We start from the raw sequence: 25,378 nt of genomic DNA on the forward strand, positions 1-25,378 counted from the left end.
TCCGGCCCGGAGCGGGTGGCGCCGGGGCCGTGACGTGCGCCCCGGGCACCGAGTAGCGTCAGCCCGTGGAAACGAGCACGCCACCCCAGCCCTGGTACCGCCGCCGGCAGCGCCGCCGTGCGGGCTCGGAGCTGCCGGTGACGATCGGCGCCCTGCGCGAGGCGCGTCTGCTCGGCACCGACCTGCGGGCCGGGCTGCGGGCGGGCGGTGCGCCGGCCGCCCGGCGCATCCGGCGGCTCCTGCGCGCCGACGCCGTCCTCCTGGCCGACCTGGACGGCCCCGTCGCCCGGCACGGCACCCTGCCCGCAGGCAGCGACACCGACGCGCTCCTCGCCGAGGTGTACGAGCACGGCACCGCCCTGCGCCGGCCGCCGCTGTGCGCGGCGCCCCTCATCGTCGCGGGCGACCTCTCCGGCTGCCTCGTCGCGGCCGGCGACCTGGGGGAGGAGGACCTCGGTGAGGTCGCCCGGCTCGTCGCGGAACACCTCGACCACGCCGGGCTGCGCACCGCGCGGGTCCGCATCGCCGCGGCCGACCTGCGCACCCTGCGGGCGCAGATATCCCCGCACTTCCTGCACAACGCGCTGGCCGTCATCGCCGCGCACATCCGCAGCGACCCCGGACGTGCCCGGGGCCTGCTCACCGACTTCGCCGACTACCTGCGGTACTCCTTCTCCACCAAGGGCGACTACGCCACGGTCGCCGAGGAACTGCAGGCCACCCAGACCTACCTGGAACTCCAGCGCGCCCGCTTCGACGACCGCCTCGACATCACCGTGCGGATGGCGCCGGAGATCCTGCCCGTCGCCGTCCCCTTCCTGGTCGTGCAGCCGATCGTGGAGAATGCCGTCCGGCACGGGCTGGAGCGCAAGGCCGGGCGGGGCCACATCAGCGTCTCCGGCTTCGGCGAGGGGCCCTTCGTGGTCATCGAGGTCGAGGACGACGGCGTCGGCATGGACCCGGACCTCGCGCGGGCCGTCCTGGCCGGCGGCGGCCCGCCCGCCCGGGGCGTGGGCCTCGCCAACGTCGACCAGCGGCTGCGTGCGGTGTACGGACCGGAGCACGGCCTCCTCATCGAGACCGCGCCCGACAGCGGTACCAAGGTGATCATCCGGGTGCCGCGCTTCATGCGAGGAGTGGTGGCGGAGTGACGTTGCAGGTCCTGGTCGTCGAGGACGAGCCGTCCACCCGCGAGGAGCTCGGCGCCTTCCTCGCCGAGATGCCCGAGGTCGCCGACGTCCTGGCGGCGGACAGCGGCGAGGCGGCCGTCCGGCTGCTGGGCAGCGTCGCCTTCGACGCCGTCTTCCTCGACATCTCCATGCCCGGCCTGGACGGGATGGCGGTCGCCCGCGTGATCAGCATGCTCTCGCGGCCGCCCGCGATCGTCTTCGTCACCGCCTCCGAGTCGCACGCCATCGAGGCGTTCGGCATCGGCGCCGTGGACTACCTTCTCAAGCCGGTCCGGCCCGAGCGGCTCACCGACTCCGTGGCGCGCATCGTCCGGCTCCGGCGCGCCTCCGCCGAGGGCGCTCCTCCCGCGGACGAGCTGGCCGTCGTGCAGATCGAGCACAGCCGGCGCACCGTCTTCGTCCGGCGGGACGACATCCAGTTCGCCGAGGCGCACGGCGACTACGTGCGGCTGCACACCGCCGACGGCACCCACCTCATCCGGCTCTCCCTCTCCTACCTGGAGGAGGTGTGGGCGCCCGCCGGATTCGTCCGCGTCCACCGCGGCTACCTCGTCGCCGTGGGCTGGGTACACGACCTGCGCGTCACCAGCTCCGCCGGGCTGGTGGCCGCCACCCCGGCCGGGGACGTGCCGGTCAGCCGCCGCCACGCACGCGGTCTGAAGGAACAGCTCATCGAGGCCGCCCGCAGCGGGCAGCTGGGCCGGGCCGCGCGGTGACCGGCCCCCGGCGCGTGCGGGTCACCAGCCCGCAGACCCGCATCGCCCTGGCCCGGGGCGTGCGCGGCGTCCGGCGTCCGCTGCCGCTGCCCGGCCCGGCCGACCCCGCGCTGGCCCGTCGCGTCTTCGTCGCCCAGCGCCGCGCCGCCGTGCGCACCGTCGCCCTGCTCGCCCTCGTCCTGTTCGGCACCAGCGGCCTCATCGCCGCCCTCCCGGCCCTGGACCGGCTGACGGTCGGCGGTGTCCCGCTCTCCTGGCTGGTGCTCGCCACCGCCACCTATCCGCTCCTGCTGCTCATCGCGGCGCGGCACGTGCGGACCGCCGAGCGCACGGAGGACCGCCTGCGGCCCCCGCCCGCCCGCACCGGGGACGGCCCGGACGGTGCCACCGGGGACGGCGGCCCATGACGCGCGCGACGACGGGCGGGCCCGCGTGACCGGCCTGCTGGCCATCGGCTTCCTCATCGCCGCGAGCCTGGCCATCGGCGTGTACGGCGTGCGGGCGGCGCGCACCACCCCCGACTTCCTCGTCGCCTCCCGCCGGGTCGGTAGCGGCTGGAACGCCATGGCCATCGCGGGGGAGTACGTCTCCGCCGCCTCCGTGCTGGGCCTGGCCGGGCTGCTCCTCAAGGACGGCATCGGCACCATGTGGTACGCCGTCGGCTTCACCGCCGGGTACGTGGCCGTGGCCGCGCTGGTGGCCGGTCCCATGCGCCGCTCGGGCGCCTTCACCGTCCCCGACTTCGCCGAGTACCGGCTCGCGTCCACCAGTGTGCGGCGGCTGTGCGGGCTCGTGGTGCTCGTCATCATGTGGCTCTACCTGGTGCCGCAGTTCAAGGGCGCGGGTGTGGTGCTCCAGCTGGTCAGCGGTACACCGTACTGGGTGGGCGTGGTGCTGGCCGGGCTGGTCGTCAGCGGGTCGATCGCGATGGGCGGGATGCGGTCGGCGACGTACGTGCAGGCCTTCCACTACCTCGTGAAGCTCGCCTTCATCGCCGTGCCCGCCGTCTTCCTCGTCGTGCGGGCGGGAGCGGACACCCGCGCGCGGGCCCTGGAACCGGTCACCGTCCCCGACGGCTGGAGCCGGCCGCTGCTCGACATCGGGGACGCCGGGTACCCGCTGCTCAGCACCTGGTCCGTCCTCCTCGCCACGACGCTGGGCGCGGTCGGGCTGCCGCACGTCGTCATGCGCTTCCACACCAGCGCCAGCGCGCGGGCGGCACGCCGCGTGGCCGTCATGGTGATCGCCCTGCTCGGCGTCTTCTACCTCTTCCCCGTGGTCTACGGCCTGTTCGGCCGCGTCCTGACGCCGCACCTCGTGCACCAGGGCGCCACGGACACGGTCGCCGTCGTCCTGCCCGGCGAGGTCGCCCCCGGCACCCTGGGCAGCCTGCTCACGGCCCTCGTGGCCGCCGGCGCCTTCGCCGCCTTCCTCTCCACGTCCTCGGGGCTGCTGCTCGCCCTGGCGGGCGGGCTCTCCCACGACCTGTTCGGCAGCGGCCTCTCCCGGCTCCGGCTGGCCGTCGCCGCCGGAGCGTTCGTCGCGGTGCTGCTGTCCCTGCCCGCCGCGCACGTCGACATCAACGTCATGGTGGGCTGGGCCTTCGCCGTCGCCGCCTCCACCTTCTGCCCGCTGCTGGTCCTCGGCATCTGGTGGCCCCGCCTCACCCTGCCGGGCGCGGTCTGCGGCCTGGTCGTCGGCGGCGTCTCGGCGACGGGCGCGGCGCTCGCCTCGGTGGCCGGTACGTACGCCTCCGGCCTCCTGACGGTCCTGCTCGCCCAGCCGGCGGCGTGGACGGTCCCCCTGGCGTTCGCCACGATGGTCGGCGTCTCCCTGCGCTGGGGCTCACCCCCCGAGGGCGCCACCCGCGCCGTCCTGCGCCTCCACGCCCCCTGACGTCCGCCGTCCCGCCGTGCCACGCGGCGGTGCCCCGGCCGACGGGGTCGGCCGGGGCACCGTGGGCGCGGGGGCGGGGTGGGTCAGTGGTCGCCCGCCGGTTCGGCGCCGGCCCCGGTCAGGGCGCGGACCTGGAGCTCCGCGAACCGCCGGGGGTCGCGCTCGTCGGAGAGCAGCGTCCCGACCACCGCGCACAGCAGCCCGAGCGGGATCGACACCAGGCCCGGGTTGGCCAGCGGGAACCAGGCGAAGTCGGCGCCGGTGACGAGTGCCTTCTCCGAGCCCGACACCACGGGGGAGAAGATCACCAGTCCCACCGCGCTGATCAGACCGCCGTAGATACCGGCCACCGCGCCCTGCGTGTTGAAGCGCTTCCAGAACAGGCTCAGCAGCAACGTCGGCAGGTTCGCCGAGGCGGCGATGGCGAAGGCCAGCGCCACGAGGAAGGCGACGTTGAGACTCTGCGCGAAGATGGCCAGCACGATCGCCACCGCTCCCACGCCGAACGCCGACATCCGGGCGACCCGCACCTCGTCCTGCTCGGTGGCCTTACCGCCGCGCAGCACGCTGTTGTAGAAGTCGTGGGCCAGGGAGGAGGACGACGCGATGGTCAGGCCCGCCACGGTGGAGAGGATCGCCGCGAAGGCGACCGCCGCGATGATCGCCAGCATCACGGCGGCCAGCCCCGAACCGCCGAAGTGCTCGCCCGCCGCCTCGGCGAGCTGCGGCGCCGCCGTGTTCCCCGCCGCGTCCTGGGCCGTGATGGCCTCCTTGCCCACGAGGGCCGCCGCGCCGAAGCCCAGGACCAGGGTCATCAGGTAGAAGGTGCCGATGAGCCCGATGCCCCAGTTCACCGACTTCCGGGCCGTCTTGGAATCGGGGACGGTGTAGAAGCGGATCAGGATGTGCGGCAGCCCGGCTGTTCCGAGCACCAGGGCGAGGCCCAGGCTGATCATGTCCAGCTTGTTCCACAGCGTCTGGAGCGCGTCGCCCGGAACCTCCGTGCCGAAGCGCAGCCCGGGTTCGAGGAACGACTGTCCGGCTCCGCTCGCGCCCGCCGCGTCGTTCATCAGGGCGCCGAGGTCGAAGCCGTAGACGCCCAGCACCATCACCGTCAGCAGGAACGCGCCGCCCATCAGCATCCCGGCCTTGATGATCTGCACCCAGGTGGTGCCCTTCATCCCGCCGAAGGTGACGTAGACGATCATGAGGATGCCGACGACGACGATCCCGGCGATCTTGGCGGTGTCCGCGTCCATGCCGAGGTACGTCTCGCCGGGGGCGATGCCGAGCAGCAGGGCGATGAGCGCGCCCGCCCCGACCATCTGCGCGAGCAGGTAGAAGACGGACACGGTGAGGGTCGAGACGGCCGCCGCGGTCCGGACCGGCCGCTGTTTCATGCGGTAGGACAGCACGTCGGCCATCGTGAAGCGACCGGAGTTGCGGAGCAGTTCGGCGACGAGGAGCAGGGCGACGAGCCAGGCGACCAGGAAGCCGATCGAGTAGAGGAAGCCGTCGTAGCCGAACAGCGCGATCATCCCCGCGATACCGAGGAAGGAGGCGGCGGACATGTAGTCGCTGCCGATCGCGAAGCCGTTCTGCAGCCCGGTGAAGCCGCGCCCGCCGGAGTGGAAGTCGGCGGCTGACTTCGTCTGGCGGCTGGCCCTGACCGTGATGATCAGGGTCACCGCGATCATCGACACGAACAGCAGCAGCGTGATGGCGCGGCTGGAATCGCTGGTCTCAGCGGCGAGCATCATGCGGAACGCTCCGAATCCTCGGGGGCGGTACGGCCGGCGGGCACGGGCTCCTGCCCGTGCAGCTCCTCGCGCAGGGAGTCGGCGAGCGCGTCGAGCCGCCGGCCCGCGTAGCGGGAGTACAGGACGGCGATGCCGAAGGTGCTGACGAACTGGAGCACGCCGAAGACGAGCGCCACGTTGACGGTCCCGAACAGCACCGTGGACATGAGGTCGCGTGCGTACGCGGACATCAGCACGTACAGCAGGTACCAGGCGAAGAAGGCGACGCTCATGGGGAAGACGAAGACCAGTAGCCGTCGCTTCAGCTCAAGGAAGCGCGCGTCGGTGTGCATCGCTACCGTCCGTTCCGCCCGCTCCTCCTCCGGTGAGCGGGAGTGCGGTGGGTGATCTGTCGGCATGAACGCCTCCTCGGCAGGGGGAACTGGGGGGAAGGTAAGCAGCGTCACAGCACGGGGGAAGCGGCACTCCGGTACGTGCGGTGAACGTTCCGGGCGCGCGACAAGCGGTACACCTCCGTGCGACGACCGGTCCGAAACCACGCCCAGCGGTCGTCAAGCCGCCCCCGGCCGTCGTCCCTTCGGGGGAAATGCGGCGCCGAGCGCGGGCGAAACGGCCGCACGGTCGTTGGCCCGGGTGTGATGAGCCACAGCAGCCAGGAGGGAAGCCGCCCCGCCGTCGCGCGGCTGCGGGAGCAGCGCGAGCGGGAGCAGGCGTCGCAGAAGCGCAGGCGCGGACTGAAGGCCGGCCTCGTCGCCGTGGGCGTACTCGCCGTCGTCGGCGTGGTGGGTTACGCGGCGGCCGGCGGCTCGCAGGAGAAGGGCGACGGCAAGGCGGCGCCGCCCGTCACCGAGGGCAAGGGCAAGGCCCCCGTCACGCTCACGATCTACGAGGACTTCCGCTGCCCGGGCTGCGCCCAGTTCGAGCTGGCGTTCAAGGACACCGTCCACGAGCTGACCGACGAGGGGAAGGTCCGGGTCGAGTACCACCTGGTCTCGATCATCGACGGCAACATGGGCGGGAACGGTTCGAAGTACGCGGCCAACGCCGCGCACTGTGCCAAGGACGCAGAGCTGTTCACCCCTTACCACGACCTGCTCTACGCCGAGCAGCCGCCGGAGCAGGAGGACACCTTCGCCGACAAGGACCACCTGATCGAGCTCGCCGGTGAGATCCCCGGCCTCGACAGCCCCGAGTTCCGCTCCTGCGTCCAGAACGGCACCCACGACACCCGGGTGACGCGCACCAACGACGCCTTCACCGCCTCCGAGTACAACGCCACTCCGACCGTCCTGCTGAACGGCGAGAGCCTCTACGGGGACCCGAACGACCCGCTCACCCCCGAGAGCCTGCGCGCCAAGGTCGAGAAGGCCGCCGCCGACGCCGCGTGACGCACGGGTGCGGGGCCCGGGCGGTTACCGCCTCCCGGGCCGGGCAGGGTAGCGTCTGAAGGGCCATGGACATCCTCGCGTCTATCCCCAGCCCGTCGAGCGGTGAGATCGAGCTCGGCCCGTTCCCGCTGCGCGGCTACGCCGTGTGCATCATCCTCGGCGTCTTCGTCGCCGTCTGGCTCGGTGGCCGGCGCTGGGTGGCGCGCGGCGGCCGTCCCGGCACGGTCGCCGACGTCGCGGTGTGGGCCGTCCCGTTCGGTCTCGTCGGCGGACGGCTGTACCACGTCGTCACCGACTACCAGCTCTACTTCGCCGAGGGCCGCGACCCCGTCGACGCGCTGAAGATCTGGGAGGGCGGCCTCGGCATCTGGGGCGCCGTCGCGTTCGGCGCGCTCGGCGCCTGGATCGCCTGTCGGCGCCGGGGCATCCCGCTGCCCGCCTACGCCGACGCCGTCGCCCCCGCGCTCGCCGTCGCCCAGGCGATCGGCCGCTGGGGCAACTGGTTCAACCAGGAGCTGTACGGCCGGGCGACGGACGTCCCGTGGGCCGTGGAGATCGACAACGGTACGCACGAGGGCACGTTCCACCCCACGTTCCTGTACGAGTCGCTGTGGTGCCTCGGCGTCGCGGCGCTCGTCATCTGGGCCGACCGCCGCTTCCGCCTCGGCCACGGCCGGGCCTTCGCGCTGTACGTCGCCGGATACACGGCGGGCCGGTTCTGGATCGAGTACCTGCGCATCGACGAGGCGCACGAGATCCTCGGCCTGCGGCTGAACAACTGGACGTCCCTGCTGGTGTTCCTGGCGGCGGTGGCCTTCATCGTCGTCTCCGCCAAGCGTCGCCCGGGCCGCGAGGCCGTCGTCGAGCCCGACCCGGACGGGGTGAAGCCCGCATCCGACGCCGAAACGCTGTCGAAGGACACCCCCGCGAAGGACACCCCCGCCGACGGCACCTCCGGGGCGACCTCCGGCAAGGACGCCGCTCCGGACCGCGCGGCCGACGCGGCGTCCGACGCGGCGGGGCCTTCCGGCCGGGCGTGACCGGATGCCGGTGAGGCAGGTCAGTTCGGCCTGCCTTGCTGGCGGCGGCCCCGGCCGCCGCCTACCGTCGGACGTGTGTTGCCAGGAGAGCGGCCCCGCGTTCACACCCACCGCGACGTCAACGGCGGGTGGCTGCGTCCGGCCGTGTTCGGCGCCATGGACGGCATGGTCTCCAACCTCGCCCTGATCACCGGCGTCGCGGGTGGCTCCGTCGCTCCGCAGACCATCGTCCTGACGGGCCTGGCCGGGCTGGCCGCCGGTGCCTTCTCCATGGCCGCCGGGGAGTACACCTCCGTGGCCTCCCAGCGGGAGCTGGTCCTGGCCGAGCTGGACGTGGAGCGGCGCGAGCTGCGCGAGGACCCGGAGGGCGAGCAGCGGGAGCTGGCCGCACGCTACCGGGCGCGTGGGGTGGCCGGTCCGCTGGCGGAGGAGGTCGCCGAGCAGCTTTCCCGCGACCCCGACCAGGCGCTGGAGATCCACGCCCGCGACGAGCTCGGCGTCGATCCGACGGACCTGCCGTCGCCCCTGGTGGCCGCCGTCTCCTCGTTCAGTGCCTTCGCGCTCGGTGCCCTGCTGCCCGTCGCGCCGTATCTGCTGGGCGCGACGCAGGTGTGGCCGGCCGTGACGCTGGCCCTCGTCGGGCTGTTCCTGTGCGGGGCGGCCGTGTCGAAGGTCACCGTCCGTCCCTGGTGGTACACCGGGCTCCGACAGTTCATCCTGGGAGGGTCCGCCGCCGCGGTGACCTACGTCCTGGGATCGCTCCTGGGCGCCGCGATCGGCTGACCGCGCTCGGTGACCCCGCGCTTCCGTGGAAGGTTTCACGTTTCCCAGCGGTTTCAGAATCGTGGGCACCGGGCAGAAGCGCATAGCGCTGCGAGCAATGACGCCCGCACCACCCCCCCGCGTGAGCAGGGGCAACACCTCTTCCGCAGAGTACGGACCACCCGTTCGGCGTCCGTATGGTGGACTCGGTTATCCACTTTCCGGGAAACTGACCATCATGTAATCTGCACGAAATTTTGATCGCAGAGGGCCAACGTCGTCCCTCGGCACTTGTTCATGCCACGACGACGACGGGAGAGCCGATGCGTGCAGCGTCTATGGCGGCCCACCCTGCCAAGCAGGGGTTGTACGACCCCCGAAACGAGCACGACGCCTGTGGTGTCGGCTTCGTGGCCACCCTCACCGGCGAAGCGAGCCACCGGCTCGTGGAGCAGGCGCTGACCGTTCTGCGCAATCTCGAGCACCGTGGCGCCACCGGCTCGGAGCCGGACTCCGGTGACGGCGCCGGCATCCTGGTCCAGGTCCCGGACGCCTTCCTGCGCGAGTCCGTGTCCTTCGACCTGCCCGAGGCGGGCGGCTACGCCGTCGGCATCGCCTTCCTCCCCGCCGACGAGACCGAGGCCGAGGCCGCCGTCTCCCGGATCGGCGCGATCGCCGCCGAGGAGGGCCTGACCGTCCTCGGCTGGCGCGAGGTGCCCGTCGCGCCCGAACTGCTGGGCAACGGCGCGCGCGCCACCATGCCGCAGTTCCGCCAGCTCTTCGTGGCCGACGCCGCCGGGAACGGCGCCCGCCCGCGCACGGGTCTGGAGCTGGACCGGTTCGCGTTCCTGCTGCGCAAGCGCGCCGAGCGGGAGGCCGGGGTGTACTTCCCCTCCCTGTCCGCGCGCACGATCGTCTACAAGGGCATGCTCACCACCGGGCAGCTGGAGCCCTTCTTCCCGGACCTCTCCGACCGGCGCTTCGGCTCCGCGATCGCCCTCGTCCACTCGCGGTTCTCCACGAACACCTTCCCGAGCTGGCCGCTGGCGCACCCCTACCGGTTCATCGCCCACAACGGCGAGATCAACACCGTCAAGGGCAACCGCAACTGGATGCGCGCCCGCGAGTCCCAGCTCGTCTCCGACCTCTTCGGCGGCGAGAGCCGGGACCTGGAGCGGATCTTCCCGATCTGCACCCCCGACGCCTCCGACTCGGCCTCCTTCGACGAGGTCCTGGAGCTGCTGCACCTCGGCGGCCGTTCGCTGCCGCACTCGGTGCTGATGATGGTCCCCGAGGCGTGGGAGAGCCCCGAGTCCCGGGAGTCGATGGACCCCGCCCGGCGTGCCTTCTACGCCTACCACTCCACGATGATGGAGCCCTGGGACGGCCCCGCCTGCGTCACCTTCACGGACGGCACCCAGGTCGGAGCCGTTCTCGACCGCAACGGTCTGCGTCCGGGCCGCTACTGGGTCACCGACGACGGCCTCGTCGTCCTCGGCTCCGAGGTCGGCGTCCTGGACATCGACCCGGGCAAGGTCGTCCGCAAGGGCCGCCTCCAGCCCGGCCGCATGTTCCTGGTGGACACCGCCGAGCACCGCATCATCGAGGACGACGAGATCAAGGCCGCCCTCGCCGCCGAGCACCCCTACCAGGAGTGGCTGGAAGCGGGCATCACCGAGCTGGCCGACCTGCCCGAGCGCGAGCACATCGTGCACACCCACGCCTCGGTCACCCGCCGCCAGCAGACCTTCGGCTACACCGAGGAGGAGCTGCGCGTCCTGCTGGCCCCGATGGCCCGCACCGGCGCCGAGCCCATCGGCTCGATGGGCACCGACTCGCCCATCGCCGCGCTCTCCGACCGGCCGCGGCTGCTGTTCGACTACTTCACCCAGCTGTTCGCCCAGGTCACCAACCCGCCGCTGGACGCGATCCGCGAGGAGCTCGTCACCTCGCTGATCTCCTCACTCGGCCCGCAGGGCAACCTGCTGGAGCCGACGTCCGAGTCCTGCCGCAGCGTGACGCTGCCGTTCCCGGTGATCGACAACGACGAGCTGGCCAAGCTCATCCACATCAACGCCGACGGTGACCGTCCCGGCATGAAGGCCACCACCCTCTCCGGCCTGTACCGGGTCGGCGGGGGTGGCCCGGCCCTCGCGGACCGGCTGGAGGAGATCTGCCGGGAGACGGACGCCGCCATCGCCGGTGGCGCCCGCATCATCGTCCTCTCCGACCGGCACTCGGACGCCGAGCACGCCCCGATCCCGTCGCTGCTGCTCACCTCGGCCGTGCACCACCACCTCATCCGCACCAAGCAGCGCACCCAGGTGGGGCTGCTGGTCGAGGCCGGCGACGTGCGCGAGGTCCACCACGTCGCCCTGCTGATCGGCTACGGCGCCGCCGCCGTCAACCCGTACCTGGCCATGGAGTCGGTGGAGGACCTGGTCCGCGCCGGCACGTTCCTGGAGGGCGCGGAGCCCGAGGCGGCCATCCGCAACCTCATCAAGGCGCTCGGCAAGGGCGTGCTCAAGGTGATGTCCAAGATGGGCATCTCCACCGTGGCGTCCTACCGGGGTGCCCAGGTGTTCGAGGCCGTCGGCCTGGACGAGGAGTTCACCCGGCAGTACTTCAACGGCACCGCCACCAAGATCGGCGGCGCCGGGCTGGACGTCGTCGCGAAGGAGGTCGCGGCCCGGCACGCCAAGGCCTACCCGGTCTCCGGCATCTCCGCGACCCACCGGGACCTGGAGATCGGCGGCGAGTACCAGTGGCGCCGCGAGGGCGAGCCCCACCTGTTCGACCCGGACACCGTCTTCCGGCTCCAGCACTCCACCCGCGAGCGCCGGTACGACATCTTCAAGCAGTACACGCAGCGCGTGGACGAGCAGTCCGAGCGGCTGATGACGCTGCGCGGCCTGTTCCAGTTCGCGTCCGGTCGCGAGTCGATCCCGATCGACGAGGTCGAGCCCGTCTCGGAGATCGTCAAGCGGTTCTCCACCGGCGCCATGTCCTACGGCTCCATCTCGCAGGAGGCCCACGAGACGCTGGCCATCGCCATGAACCAGCTCGGCGGCAAGTCCAACACCGGCGAGGGCGGCGAGGACCCCGAGCGGCTCTACGACCCCGCCCGGCGCTCGTCCATCAAGCAGGTGGCCTCCGGCCGCTTCGGCGTGACCAGCGAGTACCTCGTCAACTCCGACGACATCCAGATCAAGATGGCCCAGGGCGCCAAGCCCGGTGAGGGCGGCCAGCTGCCCGGCCACAAGGTCTACCCCTGGGTGGCCAGGACCCGGCACTCCACGCCCGGGGTCGGCCTCATCTCGCCGCCGCCGCACCACGACATCTACTCGATCGAGGATCTGGCACAGCTGATCCACGACCTGAAGAACGCCAACCCCAAGGCGCGCATCCACGTCAAGCTCGTCTCCGAGGTCGGGGTCGGCACCGTCGCGGCGGGCGTGTCCAAGGCGCACGCCGACGTCGTGCTGATCTCCGGCCACGACGGCGGCACCGGCGCGTCCCCGCTGACGAGCCTCAAGCACGCCGGCGGCCCCTGGGAGCTGGGGCTGGCCGAGACGCAGCAGACGCTGCTGCTCAACGGCCTGCGCGACCGCATCGTCGTGCAGACCGACGGCCAGCTCAAGACCGGCCGCGACGTCGTCATCGCCGCGCTGCTGGGCGCCGAGGAGTTCGGCTTCGCCACCGCGCCGCTCGTCGTCTCCGGCTGCGTCATGATGCGCGTCTGCCACCTGGACACCTGCCCGGTCGGCATCGCCACGCAGAACCCCGTGCTGCGCTCGCGCTACAGCGGCAAGGCCGAGTTCGTGGTGAACTACTTCGAGTTCATCGCCGAGGAGGTCCGCGAACTGCTGGCCGAGCTGGGCTTCCGGACCCTGGACGAGGCCATCGGCCACGCCGAACTGCTCGACACCTCGCGCGCCGTGCACCACTGGAAGGCGCAGGGGCTGGACCTGGCTCCGCTGATGTACGTGCCGGAGCTGCCCGAGGGCGCCGTGCGGCACCAGGTCGTGGAGCAGGACCACGGGCTGGAGAAGGCGCTCGACAACGAGCTCGTCAGGCTCGCCGCCGACGCGCTGGGCGCCGACAGCGCCGAGACCGCGCAGCCGGTGCGGGCCCAGATCCCGATCCGCAACGTCAATCGCACGGTCGGCACCATGCTGGGCCACGAGGTGACGCGGAAGTTCGGCGGTGCCGGACTGCCCGACGACACCATCGACATCACCTTCACCGGCTCGGCCGGGCAGTCGTTCGGCGCGTTCGTGCCGCGCGGCGTCACGCTGCGCCTGGAGGGCGACGCCAACGACTACGTCGGCAAGGGCCTCTCCGGCGGCCGGATCGTCGTCCGCCCGGACCGGGGCGCCGACCACCTGGCGGAGTACTCGGTGATCGCGGGCAACACCCTCGCCTACGGCGCCACCGGCGGCGAGATGTTCCTGCGCGGCAAGGTCGGCGAGCGGTTCTGCGTCCGCAACTCCGGCGCGACGGTCGTCTCCGAGGGAGTGGGCGACCACGGCTGCGAGTACATGACCGGCGGTGCGGCCGTCGTCCTGGGCGAGACGGGCCGCAACTTCGCGGCCGGCATGTCCGGCGGCGTCGCCTACGTCATCGACCTGGACGCCCACAACGTCAACCGGGAGCTGGCCGGCGCCGTCGAGGAGCTGGACGCCGACGACCAGCGCTGGCTGCACGACGTCGTGCGCCGGCACCAGGAGGAGACCGGCTCCACCGTCGCCGAGAAGCTCCTCGCGAACTGGGCCGAGGCGCTGCCGCGCTTCCGCAAGGTCCTCCCGTCCACGTACAAGGCCGTGCTCGCCGCCAAGGACGCCGCCGAGCGGGCCGGACTCACCGAGTCCGAGACCCACGAGAAGATGATGGAGGCGGCGATCAATGGCTGACCCCAAGGGCTTCCTGACCACCGACCGTGAGGGTGCCAGGACGCGGCCGGTCGAGGAGCGGGTCAAGGACTGGAACGAGGTCTACGTCCCCGGCTCCCTGCTGCCGATCATCAGCAAGCAGGCCGGCCGGTGCATGGACTGCGGCATCCCGTTCTGTCACAACGGCTGCCCGCTCGGGAACCTCATCCCCGAGTGGAACGACTACGCGTACCGCGAGGACTGGGAGGCCGCCAGCGAGCGGCTGCACGCGACGAACAACTTCCCGGAGTTCACCGGGCGGCTGTGCCCGGCGCCGTGCGAGTCCGCGTGCGTGCTCGGCATCAACCAGCCCGCCGTCACCATCAAGAACGTCGAAGTCAGCATCATCGACAAGGCGTGGGACAACGGTGACGTCACCCCGCAGCCGCCCGAGCGGCTCTCCGGCAAGACCGTCGCCGTCATCGGCTCCGGCCCGGCCGGGCTGGCCGCCGCCCAGCAGCTGACGCGCGCCGGGCACACCGTCGCCGTCTACGAGCGCGCCGACCGCGTGGGCGGGCTCCTGCGGTACGGCATCCCCGAGTTCAAGATGGAGAAGCGCCACATCAACCGGCGCATCGAGCAGATGCGCGCGGAGGGCACCAAGTTCCGCACCGGGGTCGAGATCGGCCGCGACCTGAGCGCGACGGACCTGCGCCGCCGCTACGACGCCGTCGTCATCGCCGCCGGCGCCACCACGGCGCGGGAGCTGCCCGTGCCGGGCCGCGAGCTGAACGGCGTCCACCAGGCCATGGAGTACCTGCCGCTGGCCAACAAGGTGCAGGAGGGCGACTTCGTCGCCCCGCCGATCACCGCCGAGGGCAAGCACGTCGTCGTCATCGGCGGCGGCGACACCGGCGCCGACTGCGTCGGCACCGCCCACCGCCAGGGCGCGGCGTCCGTCACCCAGCTGGAGATCATGCCCCGGCCGGGCGAGGACCGCGCCCCGCACCAGCCGTGGCCGACGTTCCCCATGCTGTACAAGGTCACCTCGGCCCACGAGGAGGGCGGTGAGCGGGTCTACTCCGTCTCCACCACCCACTTCGAGGGCGACGAGAACGGCGACGTGCAGTGGCTGCACCTGATCGAGGTGGAGTTCGTCGACGGCAAGCCGACCCAGAAGGAGGGCACCGAGCGGCGCATCCCCGCCCAGCTGGTGACCCTGGCCATGGGCTTCACCGGCACCGACCAGGAGAACGGCCTGGTCCGGCAGTTCGGCCTCGCCATGGACGAGCGCGGCAACATCAACCGCGACGCGGACTACGGCACCAACATCGACGGCGTCTACGTCGCCGGTGACGCCGGGCGCGGCCAGTCGCTCATCGTGTGGGCCATCGCCGAGGGCCGCTCCGCGGCACGCGGCGTGGACCGCTACCTGACCGGCAGCAGCGCGCTGCCGTCTCCCGTCAAGCCGACGGACCGGGCTCTGACCGTCTGAGCCCGCCTCCTCGGCGACCGTTGTCCCGTACAACGGCGTGCGGACACCGCCGAAGGGCCCGCCCCACCCCCGACCGGGTGCGGGCCCTTCGGACTCCGGCCCCGGGCAGGGGCCGTTCCTACGCCCAGGCCGGGCCACGCACCACGCGATGGCGCGAACGGCCCCTCCTGGCCTCCTCCAGCACCCGCTCGGGGTCCAGCCCTCCGGGCAGGTTCTGCGCCGACCGCTCACCCGGCCCGGTGGCCACCACCGTCCAGCGCCGCGTGGCGACGCCACAGCCCCGCGTCGCACGCGGCCCTGTGGGCCGACGCCAGCCCGGCCGCCGTCAGCGCCTGGGTCCACGCCTCGGCACGGGCCGCGAGGATGCGGTACCGCTCCGGCGCCGAGCAACGCGCGTACTCCTCCTCGCGCGGGGCCGTGCGCTCCGGGTGCGGGTCGGGCCACGGGGGAGTGGCGGCCCCCGTCACGGCGAAGCGGTCCGCCACCGCCGCGAGCAGCGCATGCGTGTCCATCCCGCGAACCTGCGGCCCGCCCGGTGGGCGCTCAACGGCATATCCCTCCGCACCGGGAACCGGAACGGAACCCGCCGCGTCGAACCCGCACCCGGCGAGGAGGAAACATGCGACACACCCGCAGCAGGACCCGGCGCACGGCAGTAGCGGTCGTTCTGGCGGTCACCACCGCCCTGACCGCCTCCGCCTGCGGTGACGACGGCTCGAACCAGAGCGACAGCGACTCGGTGAAGACGTCGGAGCAGTCCGAGCAGCCCGAGGAGCCGAAGGAGCCCGACGACTCCGACGGCTCGAAGGACGCGGGGCAGGACGACGGGCCCGGCAAGGACGCCCCCGGCGAGGACGGCGGGCCGGACGGCGTCCAGGGCGAGGACGGGGAGGCCCCGACGAAGCCGAAGAAGGACGACCAGCCCTTCAAGCCGAGCGGCGACACCCCCTTCGAGAAGCGGGCCGACGCCATCGAGCACTTCTGGCCCAACGTGGAGGCCGCCGACGGCCGGGCCACCGGCTCCGACCTCCAGCCCGTGCCCGCCGCCAAGAAGGCCAAGGCCGCCGACACCCTCACCGTGACCGTCGGCTACGGCGCCTGCGACGCCGACCACGGCGTGCACGTCGCGGAGTCCGACGACCTCGTCGTCCTCGGCGGCTGGCGCGAGGAGGGCACGGCGGAGGCCTGCACCGAGCAGCTCCTCACCGAGAAGGTGACCGTCGAGCTGGACGAACCGCTGGGCGACCGCGCGGTCGTCGACGCGGCGACGGGCGAGACCCTCGTGACGCCCACCCTGACCCTGGAGTGACCCACCGGGTCGGCGGCGGGCCGCGCCTTCAGCGGCCCGCCGCCGTCGTGCGTCCGGGCACGCACACCATCGCGACCACCGCCGCGCACCCGGCGGCCACGGCGATCGGGACACTGACCGCCACCTCCAGCAACAGCCCACCGGCCGCCGCACCGGCGCCCAGGCTCACCACCGCCAGGGCCCAGTTCCGCCGCTCCGCCCGGGTGCCGTGCCCCTCGCGGAACAGCCCACGAACGCCAGCAGCGCGAGCCCCGTGGTCGTCACCGCGAGCTGTTGGCTCACCCGCCGGCGCCAGCCCGAGGAAGAGCACGTTGCCCGTCGTCAGGGCGCAGAAGACCCGGCCGAGCGCGAGGAAGCCCACGACGTCCACCATCCCGGACGTCGCGGTGAGCACCAGGAGCCCCGCGAGTACGCGCGGCCGGGGCGGACCCGTCACGGCGCCTCCTTCCCCACCGACCGTCGGGCCGGGCATCGGCCTGGCACGCACCCCTGCCCCGGCTCCCGCCCGGCCGGGCCGCCCTCACCGGATCGGGGGGCGTGTCGGTCGGGTGAATGGCGGCGGCAGCGCATGACCCACCGCGCGAAATCATATGAAATGACGCACAGTGGCAGTGTCGCCCACGGTGTCCGAGGCGGCACTGTACGGAGTGGACGCGTGAGGAGCCCGGCCCATGAGGAAGTGCCTCCGGCGGAGTGCCGCCGCCCTGGTCACCGCCCTGTCGCTCACCCTGGCGGCCTGCGGCGGTGGCGCGGCCGACGACGACGACACACTGACCGTGTGGATCATGGAAGGTACCAACCCCGACTCGAAGCCCTTCTTCGCCGAGGTCGGCCGCGCCTTCACCGAACGCACCGGCGCGGAGCTCGACGTCCAGTACGTCCCCTGGCCCGACGCGCACGACAAGTTCACCAAGGCGATGGCGGGCGGCACCACGCCGGACGTCGCCGAGGTCGGCACCACGTGGACGGCCGAGTTCGCCGACGCCGGAGCCCTGGCCGACCTCACCGACCGCAGCCGGGACGCGGGCCTGGACGAGGACATGGTGCCCGCCCTGCGCACCGCCGGGACCTACGAGGACAAGCTCTACGGCGTCCCCTGGTACGCCGGTGTGCGGGCCCTCCTCTACCGCGAGGACGTCTTCGAACGGCACGGGCTCGCCGCCCCCACCGACTGGCCGGAACTGCGCGAGGTCGCCCGCACGCTGAAGCGCGAGGAACCGGACATGCTGCCCTTCCCCGTCGTCGGGGACAGCGAGTACGTCCTCGACGCCTTCGTCTGGGGCGCCGGCGGAGACCTCGCGACCCAGGGCGGCGGCGGCTGGACGTCGGCCATCAGCGCCCCCGCCTCGCTGCGCGGCCTGGAGTTCTACACCTCCCTCGCCACCGAGGACGGTACCTCCGCCGAGGCCGCCACCACCTGGGACGAGGCCGACCTCGTCGCCGGGATCACCGGCGGCAAGGTCGCCATGGCCGTCGCCGGAAGCTGGACCCCGGCCACGATCGTCGCCGACAGCCCCGAATTGAAGGGCAAACTCGCCGCCGCCCCCATCCCGGGCCCGGAGGGCGGCATGAGCCCCTCCTTCCTCGGCGGCTCCCACCTCAGCGTCTTCAACGCCGCGCCCGACCAGGACCTTGCCTGGGAGTTCGTCGAACTGATGACCTCCGAGCGCTACGCCGCCCGCTGGGCCGAGCAGTCCGGCTACTTCGCCGGACGCGCCTCCCTCGTGGAACAGGCCGCCGAAGAGGGCGGACCGCTCGTCGCCCCCTTCGCCCGGCAGATGCGCGACGCGGGCCGCACCGTCCCCGTCACCCCCGCCTACGGGCAGATCCAGGGCAAGAAGACGCTCGCCCAGATGATGCAGTCCATCCTCAGCGGCAGGAAGAGCGTCGAGGAGGCGGCCCGCGCCGCCGCCGCCGACATGGACCGGTCCTTTGGCCACTGAGACCCCCGAGGCCCCCCGCACGGCCGAGGACCCGCAGCGGCCCGGCGGGCCCGCCCCCGGACGCCGCCCGCCCGGCCCCCGCGCCACCGCCGCCGCCCGCGCCCGCAGTGCCCGCGCGGCCCGCCGCCGTCGACGGGCCCGGCCCTGGCTCCTGCTGGCCCCCGCGCTGCTGGCCGTCGGCGCGCTCCTGCTGTGGCCGCTGGGCCGCGTGGTGTGGATGTCCTTCCAGGACTACGGCCTGCGCGAGATCGTCTCCGGCCGCACCAACTTCACCGGCACCGACAACTACGCCGAGATCCTGGGCTCGTCCTACCTGTGGACGACCGTCCTGCCCAACACCGTGCTGTTCGCCACCGCCTGCGTGGTCCTCACCGTCGTCCTCGGCACCCTGGTGGCGCTGCTGCTCCAGCGCCTCGGCCCCTTCTGGCGCAACCTCACCGCCGGCACGATCATGATGGCCTGGGCCATGCCCGCCGTCACGGGGACGTACGTGTGGATCTGGCTGTTCGACCCGCTGAACGGCGCCGTCCTCCAGACCCTCGGCGGACTCGGCCTCGTCGACCCGGCCGCGACCAACTGGTTCACCGGACGGTTCACCTTCTACGCCATCGCCACGCTCAACGTCGTCCACCACGGCTTCCCCTTCGTCGCCGTCACCGTCTTCGCCGGACTCCTCACCATCCCCCGCGAACTGACCGAGGCCGGCATCGTCGACGGAGCCAACGCCTGGCAGCGGTTCTGGACGATCACCGTGCCGTCCATCAAGCCCGTCTTCCTCGTGGTGGTCATCCTCTCCACCATCTGGGACTTCAAGGTCTTCGTGCAGCTCTACCTCATGCCCGGCGGCAACGGCGCCAACCCGCAGGTGCTCAACCTCGGCGTGTGGTCCTACGTCGAGTCCTTCGCCCAGCGCCAGTACGGCATGGGCGCCGCCATCGCCGTCCTCCTCACGCTGCTCCTCCTCGGCATCACGGTCGGCTACGTGCGTGCGCTGTTCTCCGAGGGCGGCGCCGAGAAGGGAGACCGCCTGTGACCGCGAACCCGGCGCGCCCGGTCAGCCCGACCCGCGTCGGCCGCCCCGGCCGCGTCGGGACGGCCGTCGCCACCGCCGCCCTGCTCGCCTTCACCGTCCTGCCCGTCTACTGGATGGTGACGTCCGCCGTCGACCCCGGCGCCAACACCCGGGGCGCCGACCCGCTGCCCTCCGGCGTCACCTGGGACCACTTCCGCTTCGTCCTCGACGAGGGCGGCTTCGGCCGCTTCCTGCTCAACTCCGCCCTCGTCGGCGCCGGGACGATCCTGCTCGCCGGGCTCCTCGCCCTGCTGGCCGCCGTCGCCGTGGCCCGGCACACCTTCCGGCTCCGGACGGCCGTCCTCGTCATGGTGCTCATCGTCCAGATGGTGCCGCTGGAGGCCCTCGTCATCCCGCTGTTCGTGCAGATGCGCAACCTCCAGATGCTCAACAGCCTCCTCGGCCTGACCGTCGTCTACCTGGCCTTCTCGCTGCCGTTCGCGATCTGGATGCTGCGCGGCTTCGTGGCCGCCGTCCCGCAGGAGGTCGAGGAGGCCGCCTACCTCGACGGCTGCACGTGGCCGCGCATGTTCCGCTCGGTGCTGCTGCCCCTGGTCGCCCCCGGCCTGGTGGCGACCAGCGTCTTCTCCTTCATCGTCGCCTGGAACGAGTTCGTGTTCGCCTTCACCTTCCTCCAGGACGACGCCAAGTTCACCGCCGCCGTCGGGCTCCACCGCTTCTTCGGCCAGCACGGCAACGACTGGGGGCCGGTCATGGCGGGCTCCACCCTCATCACCCTGCCCGTCCTCGTCTTCTTCGTCCTCGCCCAGCGCCGCCTGTCCGGCGGGCTCGCGGCGGGCGCCGTCAAGGGCTGAACACCGACGACCGCGCACTACAGTTGACCGCGTGACGGCTGACCGGGTCGAACGCGGCTTCCCCCATCTGGACACCGTGCGCGCGGCGCTCACCGCGCTGTACCGCCGCCTGTCCGCCGACGGCGTCGCGCAGTTCGACACCAGCCTGCAACCGGCGGACGTCGCCATCGACGCCGACGAGGAGCTCTATGCCGCCGTGCAGCGGGTGGCCGCCGCGGTCGTCGCCCAGCTCCACCTGCCGCAGGCCCGGATGATCGTCGGATTCCGCGACATGGAGCACGCGGCGACCGTCGAGCTCGAAGCCGGACCCGAGTACTTCATCGAGCTGAACGCCCGCTTCAAGCAGCACCGCCGCGACATCGGTGCCGCCCTCGCGCACGAGATCATGCACGTCGCCCTGCACCGGCTGGACCTCACGTTCCCCGGCACCCGCGACAACGAGATCCTCACCGACACCGCCACGACCTACCTCGGCGCGGGCTGGCTCCTGCTCGACGCCTTCCGCCAGGACGCCGTCTCCTCCCAGAAGCTCGGCTACCTCACCCCCGAGGAGTTCGGCTACGTCCTCGCCAAACGCGCCGCCGTCTTCGCCGAGGACCCGGCCGTCTGGTTCACCAGCCCCCAGGCGTACGACGCGTACACGGCCGGCCGCAAGGAGGCCGAGGCCGACGCGCGCCGCCCACCGCTCGCCGCCGCCGGCCGGCTGGCCCGGCACCGCTACGCCCACGACCGCCGTCGCGGCCACGCCCCGTCCGGCGCGCCCTACGCCTTCACCCCCGACGTCCCGTCGCGCGTCTCCTTCGCCTGCCCCACCTGCTTCCAGCACCTCCGGCTACCCGCCGGACGCGGCCCCCTCCGCGCCCGCTGCGCGGTCTGCGGCGCGGAACTGGCCTGCGAGACCTGAAGCCGCCGAGGAGGTCCGGGCCCGAGGGTGATGTCTGGGCGAGGGGATCGACGTGCGCTACGGTACGGGTACGTACCCGTACCCATGTCCGTCGTAGGAGTCTCCATGTCTGACGCGAACATCCGCATCCCCGAGGAAGCTCGCGACCGACTGGCCGCCATAGCGGCTGCGGAGGGCCTGTCGCTGCGCGCCTACCTGGCCCGCCTCGCCGAAACCCTGCTCACCCCGGAGGAGCGGTCCGCCCGCGCCGAGCAGGCCCGGGCCGCGCTGAAGAAGTGGAACGGCTACGCGCCCACCGCCGCTCAGGAACACGAACTGGACAGCACGTTGGACCACCGCCTGGCACAGGCGGCCGCCCGGTGAGCGATGCTCTGCACATCGTGCTGGACGACACCGCGATGGTGGCGGCCGGTCGGGGCAACGTCCTGGCCTCGCGCCTCATCCACCGCGCCCACACCCAGGCCGGCTGGTACCTGTACGCCCCCGCGTGCGCGCTCGTCGAAGCCGATCGGGCCCGGCCCGGCACGGCGGAACACCTCGCCGCACTCCCGGGGGTCACTGTGCTCGACCTGGACCTCGCGGCTGCCTTGGTCGTGTCCCGGCACGCCACCTGGGCGGCCGCCCATTGCCAGTACGCGGCCCAGCCGACGCCGGAACGCCCCGACGGGGCGGTCGTCGCCACCGTCGCTCTCGACCGGTGGATCGGCGAACCGGTCCGCGTCCTCGACCTCACGCCGTGACCTGGCTCCGAGCGTGTCAGACCCGTGCGTCGGTTGCGAGTGCGGTGAAGGCGGTCCATGCGGCGGGGGAGATGGTGAGGTGGCCGCGTGGGGTGTCTTTGGAGTCCCGGACGTGGACGGCGTCGTGGTCGGCGGCGACCTCTACGCAGTTGCCGCCTCCGCCTCCGCTGTAGCTGCTCTTGAACCAGGGCAGTTCCGTGCTGCTCATCGTGTGTTCCTCGTGCCGGTGTCAGACGCGTGCGTCGGCTGCGAGGCCGGTGAAGGCCGTCCAGGCGTCGGGGGAGACGGTGAGCGGTCCGCGTGGGGTGTCCTTGGAGTCCCGGACGTGGACGGTTTCGTGGCCGACGGCGACCTCTACGCAGTTGTCGCCGGAGCTACCGCTGTAGCTGCTCTTGACCCAAGTCAGTTCCGTGGTGCTCATAGCGCTCCTCGCATCTGCTCCAGCAGGCTTACTGTGGCTTCGCGGCCGAGAGCCTGCGACCGCAGCTTGCCATAGCGCTGGAGCATTGCGCTGACGTCCTTGGGCGCTGTGATCAAAATGCTCGATTGTTGGCCTTCGGAGTAGCCCACCCACTCGTGTTGTGCAGTCTCCGCGAGGTACATCAGCCCGTCGATTCCCGCGTGCTCATACTGGCGAAGCGGCATGACTTGGATCTCGATGTTACGCAGCTCGGTCGCCTCCAGCAGGTGATCCAGTAGCTGACGCTGGACCTCCGGGCCCCCCATCCAGCGTTCAAGGAGAGCCTGCTCGACAATGAAGCTGAAGGCTGTATTCGGCCGCTCTGCCAGGAGCTGCTGTCGCTCCAGACGTGCCGCGACCTGGTGCTCTACCTGGTCCTCGGACAAAGGTGGCAAGCGGCGTTCGAACGCGGCCCTGATGTACGACTCCGGCTGCAACAGCCCTGGAATCGCCCGGCACTCGTAGGCGTACAGCGACACTGCCTCTTCCTCGATGCCCGCCCACTGGCGGAACCAGGACGCCAGGCCCGCCTTGCGGGTGAGGCTCTTGGCGGCTGCTGCGAGGACCCGGGCAGCGGAGGCACCGAGCACCGATTCCACGCGGTCGAGCAGGTCTCTCGGCGGGAAACGCTTGCCCTGCTCGATCTTGGCGATGTACGCCACCGAGTACCGGACCAGGGGAGCGAACTGCTCCTGTGTGAGCCGGGCTTCGTCCCGGAGCGCCTTGAGGACTGCCCCGAACGTCTTGAGGCTGTCCGACAGTTCTGGCTCACCGCCGTTGCCCCAACCCTCGCCCGCACCGCCGTTGTCCGTCGCCATCGCAGCCGCCTTCCCCTGTACCGGTCCCCGTTGCGTGCCGTACCGTGCGTCGCCCGTGCTGCGTCACGCACGACTGATCCATGGTCACGCACGGTTACGCACCCGGTCCAGCGGGTGAACCGATACAAGCGATTCTGTATGGGTGCCGGACCTGCCGACGGGATGTCGTCCCACAGCAGCATCAACCGCATGCAAGCCCCTCACACGCCCAGCGTTCCCTCGGTCCGCAGCTTCGCGCAGCGCTTCTCGGCGACTCGGCGCGGTGCGCGTCTTGCTCGTCTGCTGGTCGCGCATCAGCTCACCGCGTGGGGACACCCATACGGGACGTCGACGCACGACGCGGTCACGCTCGTCGTCGGCGAACTCGCCGCGAACGCCGTCCTGCACGGCCGTGTTCCGGGGCGGGACTTCGCGCTGCACCTCACCTGGGACGCCCGTGACGGCGTGATCCGGGTCGAGGTGTCGGACACGCACCCGGCTCAGCCGACGCGCGTCGTTCCGGCGTCGGGCGAGGACCACGGCCGGGGACTGGTCCTCATCGAGGCGTTCGCCACCCGCTGGGGCGTCCGCGACCGTGTCGGCCCCGGCAAGACCGTGTGGGCCGAATGCGCGCTCCCGAACAGCCCTGACCTGCCCTGACGCGGGCCCATCGTCGGACCTGTCCCGGTTAGTTCTCCTCCGGCATGGGTGCCGGGTCGGCGTCCCTCATGCGCTCCTCCGTCCAGTACTCCTCCACATCTGAGGGGTGCTCCCGGACCTCGGAGGTCGAGGTGTCACCGGGCGGGGTGGGTGCGGGGTCGGGTGACTGGCCGGCGCGCAGGGCTACGACCGTCGCGACGGCTCCGGCCACGCCGATGATGAGAATGAGCTTGCGCTGTGCGGAACGCTTCACGATGCCGGCCTCCCGGAAGACGTGACACTGCGGGCGGCGCCCGCCCACTCAGCCTAACCACGGCAGCGCGGCGGGCGCCTCCAGCGCATGGCTAGGTGGCCGAACCCTGGTCGTCGAACATCTGCTTGACGCTGTCCCCGAAGTACGGGCTCTTGTTCCAGCCGTCGCCGTTGACGGTGCTGGTGACCCCATTGGTGTAGCCGAGTCCGGAGGAGTCGTCGAACTCGCGCATCCACGGGCCGCCGCTGGATCCGCCCCCGAAGTCACATCGAAGCTGGATCTTGCCGTCGAAGACGCTGACGCGCTCCGTTGTGCCGGTGCAGTACCACTGGCTCTGCCCGTTGTCCCGGTTCCCGGGATAGCCGTTGACGGTCACGTCCTGCTCGCGGGAGTAGTTGTAGCTCAGCCCGTTTCCACCGGTCACGTTGACGAGCTTGTCGCCGTCGCGCGGCCACGTGGTCACCATCGCGACGTCCCAGTCGAGGTCGCTGTCGTTGATCCAGCCGTTGAACGCCCGGAACTCCTTCGCCGCGAAGGTTCCGTAGGGGCGGTTTCCGTCCCGGTACCTGGGAACGTAGGCCCAGTTGCGCATCCAGTCACCGCCGTCACCGCCGTGCACACAATGACCTGCCGTGATGACCATCTGCTTCGACGCGCTGTTCAGCGCGCTGGCCGAACAGACGTAGTCACGTCCGTCGGAAGGGTCGGTGAAGAACACCTTGCCGGCGACGGACGTCTCGTAGAGAGCCGTCCGTATCTCACCGGAGGCAGGCGCAGCAGGCGGGGTGGAACCGGCGGTGCCGGACGCTTGAGGCGCCTGCTGCCGGTCGTGGCCGGACTCGCCGTGGCCTGCGGCGTCGACGGACACCGGGCGGGCGTTGCGCATCCGCTCCGGCGTCCAGTAGTGCTCGACCGCTTCGCCGGCCGACGTCGAGTTCACCCGGGCGCCCTCGCTCGTCGCCGCGAGCGAAGTCGTGGTCGCTCCCGGCGTGGACGGCTTCGTCTCAGCCGGAGGAGTGTGTGCGAAAGCGGAACTCGTGGCGACCACGAGCAGGGCCACGGCAGTGGATAAGCCCCACACCGTACGTCTGTACAGGGTCACTGTGGTGTCGCTCCCTCAGTCATGGAAGACGCGCTGTGCCTTGACTCGGCGAGGCTAAGCTCGTGCGAAGGATGCGGGAAGACCGCCGAGGACACTCTTGCGGGGACAACGGGGCGGAGCGGATTCCGATTCGCGTCAGGCTGTCGGCAGCAACGGGAAGGGCCACCGCCTCTCTTCGGGAGCGGCACCGACGCACTCGCTTCCG

Annotated in this window: 26 protein-coding genes; 17 read left to right on the plus strand and 9 right to left on the minus strand. The window is 71.9% G+C overall.

What is annotated here, in order from left to right; all coding sequences use genetic code 11:
• Positions 1–65: 65 nt before the first annotated feature.
• From V6D49_RS22275 to V6D49_RS22290, 4 genes are read left to right on the plus strand one after another with little or no spacing between them, the layout of a single operon-like run.
• A complete protein-coding gene (locus V6D49_RS22275) occupies positions 66–1,151 on the plus strand; it encodes a sensor histidine kinase (protein ID WP_340562280.1) in 1,086 nt (361 codons plus the stop codon).
• Positions 1,148–1,906, plus strand: coding sequence for a LytR/AlgR family response regulator transcription factor (locus V6D49_RS22280; RefSeq protein ID WP_340562282.1), 759 nt, complete (start codon positions 1,148–1,150; stop codon positions 1,904–1,906). Before V6D49_RS22275 ends, V6D49_RS22280 begins: the two co-directional genes overlap by 4 nt.
• A 14-nt stretch (positions 1,907–1,920) precedes the next feature.
• Positions 1,921–2,313 (plus strand): hypothetical protein, encoded by a 393-nt coding sequence (locus V6D49_RS22285; protein WP_340562284.1) that lies wholly within the window; start codon positions 1,921–1,923, stop codon positions 2,311–2,313.
• Positions 2,288–3,802 (plus strand): sodium/solute symporter, encoded by a 1,515-nt coding sequence (locus V6D49_RS22290; protein WP_340562286.1) that lies wholly within the window; start codon positions 2,288–2,290, stop codon positions 3,800–3,802. Before V6D49_RS22285 ends, V6D49_RS22290 begins: the two co-directional genes overlap by 26 nt.
• A gap of 83 nt (positions 3,803–3,885) precedes the next feature.
• Here V6D49_RS22290 and V6D49_RS22295 read toward each other — a convergent pair whose 3' ends face one another.
• Both V6D49_RS22295 and V6D49_RS22300 read right to left on the minus strand, forming a co-directional pair.
• Complete coding sequence (locus tag V6D49_RS22295) at positions 3,886–5,562, minus strand: solute symporter family protein (protein ID WP_340562287.1); 1,677 nt, start codon at positions 5,560–5,562, stop codon at positions 3,886–3,888.
• Entirely contained in the window at positions 5,559–5,960 is a 402-nt protein-coding gene (locus V6D49_RS22300) for a DUF485 domain-containing protein (RefSeq protein WP_340562289.1), read from the minus strand. Before V6D49_RS22300 ends, V6D49_RS22295 begins: the two co-directional genes overlap by 4 nt.
• A 240-nt stretch (positions 5,961–6,200) precedes the next feature.
• On the opposite strand from V6D49_RS22300, the gene V6D49_RS22305 reads away from it, so the two are divergent.
• From V6D49_RS22305 to V6D49_RS22325, 5 genes are all read left to right on the plus strand, one after another.
• Positions 6,201–6,950, plus strand: coding sequence for a DsbA family protein (locus V6D49_RS22305; protein ID WP_340562291.1), 750 nt, complete (start codon positions 6,201–6,203; stop codon positions 6,948–6,950).
• Positions 6,951–7,015: 65 nt separating this feature from the next.
• Entirely contained in the window at positions 7,016–7,990 is a 975-nt protein-coding gene (gene lgt, locus V6D49_RS22310) for a prolipoprotein diacylglyceryl transferase (protein ID WP_340562293.1), read from the plus strand.
• A 75-nt stretch (positions 7,991–8,065) separates the two neighbouring features.
• A complete protein-coding gene (locus V6D49_RS22315) occupies positions 8,066–8,773 on the plus strand; it encodes a VIT1/CCC1 transporter family protein (protein WP_340562295.1) in 708 nt (235 codons plus the stop codon).
• Positions 8,774–9,075: 302 nt separating this feature from the next.
• Positions 9,076–13,665 carry a glutamate synthase large subunit gene (gene gltB, locus V6D49_RS22320; protein ID WP_340562297.1) on the plus strand — a complete coding sequence of 1,530 codons (4,590 nt, stop codon included), beginning with the start codon at positions 9,076–9,078 and terminating at the stop codon, positions 13,663–13,665.
• A complete protein-coding gene (locus tag V6D49_RS22325; RefSeq protein ID WP_340562298.1) occupies positions 13,658–15,118 on the plus strand; it encodes a glutamate synthase subunit beta in 1,461 nt (486 codons plus the stop codon). The genes gltB and V6D49_RS22325 overlap by 8 nt, the downstream gene beginning before the upstream one ends.
• A 227-nt stretch (positions 15,119–15,345) precedes the next feature.
• On the opposite strand, the gene V6D49_RS22330 is transcribed toward V6D49_RS22325, so the two are convergent.
• Positions 15,346–15,630, minus strand: coding sequence for a DUF6226 family protein (locus tag V6D49_RS22330; protein ID WP_340562299.1), 285 nt, complete (start codon positions 15,628–15,630; stop codon positions 15,346–15,348).
• Positions 15,631–15,737: 107 nt separating this feature from the next.
• On the opposite strand from V6D49_RS22330, the gene V6D49_RS22335 reads away from it, so the two are divergent.
• On the plus strand, positions 15,738–16,427 hold the full coding sequence (locus V6D49_RS22335) for a hypothetical protein (RefSeq protein ID WP_340562301.1): 690 nt from the start codon (positions 15,738–15,740) through the stop codon (positions 16,425–16,427).
• A 28-nt stretch (positions 16,428–16,455) separates the two neighbouring features.
• Here V6D49_RS22335 and V6D49_RS22340 read toward each other — a convergent pair whose 3' ends face one another.
• Complete coding sequence (locus V6D49_RS22340) at positions 16,456–16,863, minus strand: DUF1275 family protein (protein ID WP_340562302.1); 408 nt, start codon at positions 16,861–16,863, stop codon at positions 16,456–16,458.
• A gap of 235 nt (positions 16,864–17,098) precedes the next feature.
• Between V6D49_RS22340 and V6D49_RS22345 the strand changes: the two genes are divergently transcribed.
• The 6 genes from V6D49_RS22345 (at position 17,099) to V6D49_RS22370 (ending at position 21,901) form a co-directional block, all read left to right on the plus strand.
• Entirely contained in the window at positions 17,099–18,370 is a 1,272-nt protein-coding gene (locus V6D49_RS22345; RefSeq protein WP_340562304.1) for a sugar ABC transporter substrate-binding protein, read from the plus strand.
• A complete protein-coding gene (locus tag V6D49_RS22350; RefSeq protein ID WP_340562305.1) occupies positions 18,360–19,403 on the plus strand; it encodes a carbohydrate ABC transporter permease in 1,044 nt (347 codons plus the stop codon). The genes V6D49_RS22345 and V6D49_RS22350 overlap by 11 nt, the downstream gene beginning before the upstream one ends.
• The gene (locus tag V6D49_RS22355; protein ID WP_340562307.1) at positions 19,400–20,257 is read left to right on the plus strand and encodes a carbohydrate ABC transporter permease; all 858 of its coding nucleotides are present in this window, start codon (positions 19,400–19,402) and stop codon (positions 20,255–20,257) included. Before V6D49_RS22350 ends, V6D49_RS22355 begins: the two co-directional genes overlap by 4 nt.
• Positions 20,258–20,288: 31 nt before the next feature.
• A complete protein-coding gene (locus tag V6D49_RS22360) occupies positions 20,289–21,161 on the plus strand; it encodes a hypothetical protein (protein ID WP_340562309.1) in 873 nt (290 codons plus the stop codon).
• 105 nt (positions 21,162–21,266) lie between these two features.
• A complete protein-coding gene (locus V6D49_RS22365) occupies positions 21,267–21,524 on the plus strand; it encodes a hypothetical protein (protein WP_340562311.1) in 258 nt (85 codons plus the stop codon).
• Positions 21,521–21,901: a hypothetical protein gene (locus tag V6D49_RS22370; RefSeq protein ID WP_340562313.1), complete on the plus strand. Its 381-nt coding sequence runs from the start codon at positions 21,521–21,523 to the stop codon at positions 21,899–21,901. The genes V6D49_RS22365 and V6D49_RS22370 overlap by 4 nt, the downstream gene beginning before the upstream one ends.
• A gap of 16 nt (positions 21,902–21,917) precedes the next feature.
• Here V6D49_RS22370 and V6D49_RS22375 read toward each other — a convergent pair whose 3' ends face one another.
• The 3 genes from V6D49_RS22375 to V6D49_RS22385 are packed head-to-tail and all read right to left on the minus strand — an operon-like array spanning position 21,918 to position 23,179.
• A complete protein-coding gene (locus V6D49_RS22375) occupies positions 21,918–22,109 on the minus strand; it encodes a DUF397 domain-containing protein (protein WP_340562315.1) in 192 nt (63 codons plus the stop codon).
• Positions 22,110–22,130: 21 nt separating this feature from the next.
• Positions 22,131–22,322 carry a DUF397 domain-containing protein gene (locus tag V6D49_RS22380; protein WP_340562316.1) on the minus strand — a complete coding sequence of 64 codons (192 nt, stop codon included), beginning with the start codon at positions 22,320–22,322 and terminating at the stop codon, positions 22,131–22,133.
• A complete protein-coding gene (locus V6D49_RS22385) occupies positions 22,319–23,179 on the minus strand; it encodes a helix-turn-helix domain-containing protein (protein ID WP_340562317.1) in 861 nt (286 codons plus the stop codon). Before V6D49_RS22385 ends, V6D49_RS22380 begins: the two co-directional genes overlap by 4 nt.
• 189 nt (positions 23,180–23,368) lie before the next feature.
• Between V6D49_RS22385 and V6D49_RS22390 the strand changes: the two genes are divergently transcribed.
• A complete protein-coding gene (locus tag V6D49_RS22390) occupies positions 23,369–23,818 on the plus strand; it encodes an ATP-binding protein (RefSeq protein ID WP_340562319.1) in 450 nt (149 codons plus the stop codon).
• Positions 23,819–23,846: 28 nt separating this feature from the next.
• Here the strand turns inward: V6D49_RS22390 and V6D49_RS22395 are convergent, their stop codons facing one another.
• Positions 23,847–24,071 carry a hypothetical protein gene (locus V6D49_RS22395; RefSeq protein WP_340562320.1) on the minus strand — a complete coding sequence of 75 codons (225 nt, stop codon included), beginning with the start codon at positions 24,069–24,071 and terminating at the stop codon, positions 23,847–23,849.
• A gap of 91 nt (positions 24,072–24,162) precedes the next feature.
• A complete protein-coding gene (locus tag V6D49_RS22400) occupies positions 24,163–25,011 on the minus strand; it encodes a trypsin-like serine peptidase (RefSeq protein WP_340562322.1) in 849 nt (282 codons plus the stop codon).
• Positions 25,012–25,378: the final 367 nt, after the last annotated feature.

It is taken from the genome of Streptomyces sp. GSL17-111 (genome assembly GCF_037911585.1).
GTDB lineage: Bacteria > Actinomycetota > Actinomycetes > Streptomycetales > Streptomycetaceae > Streptomyces.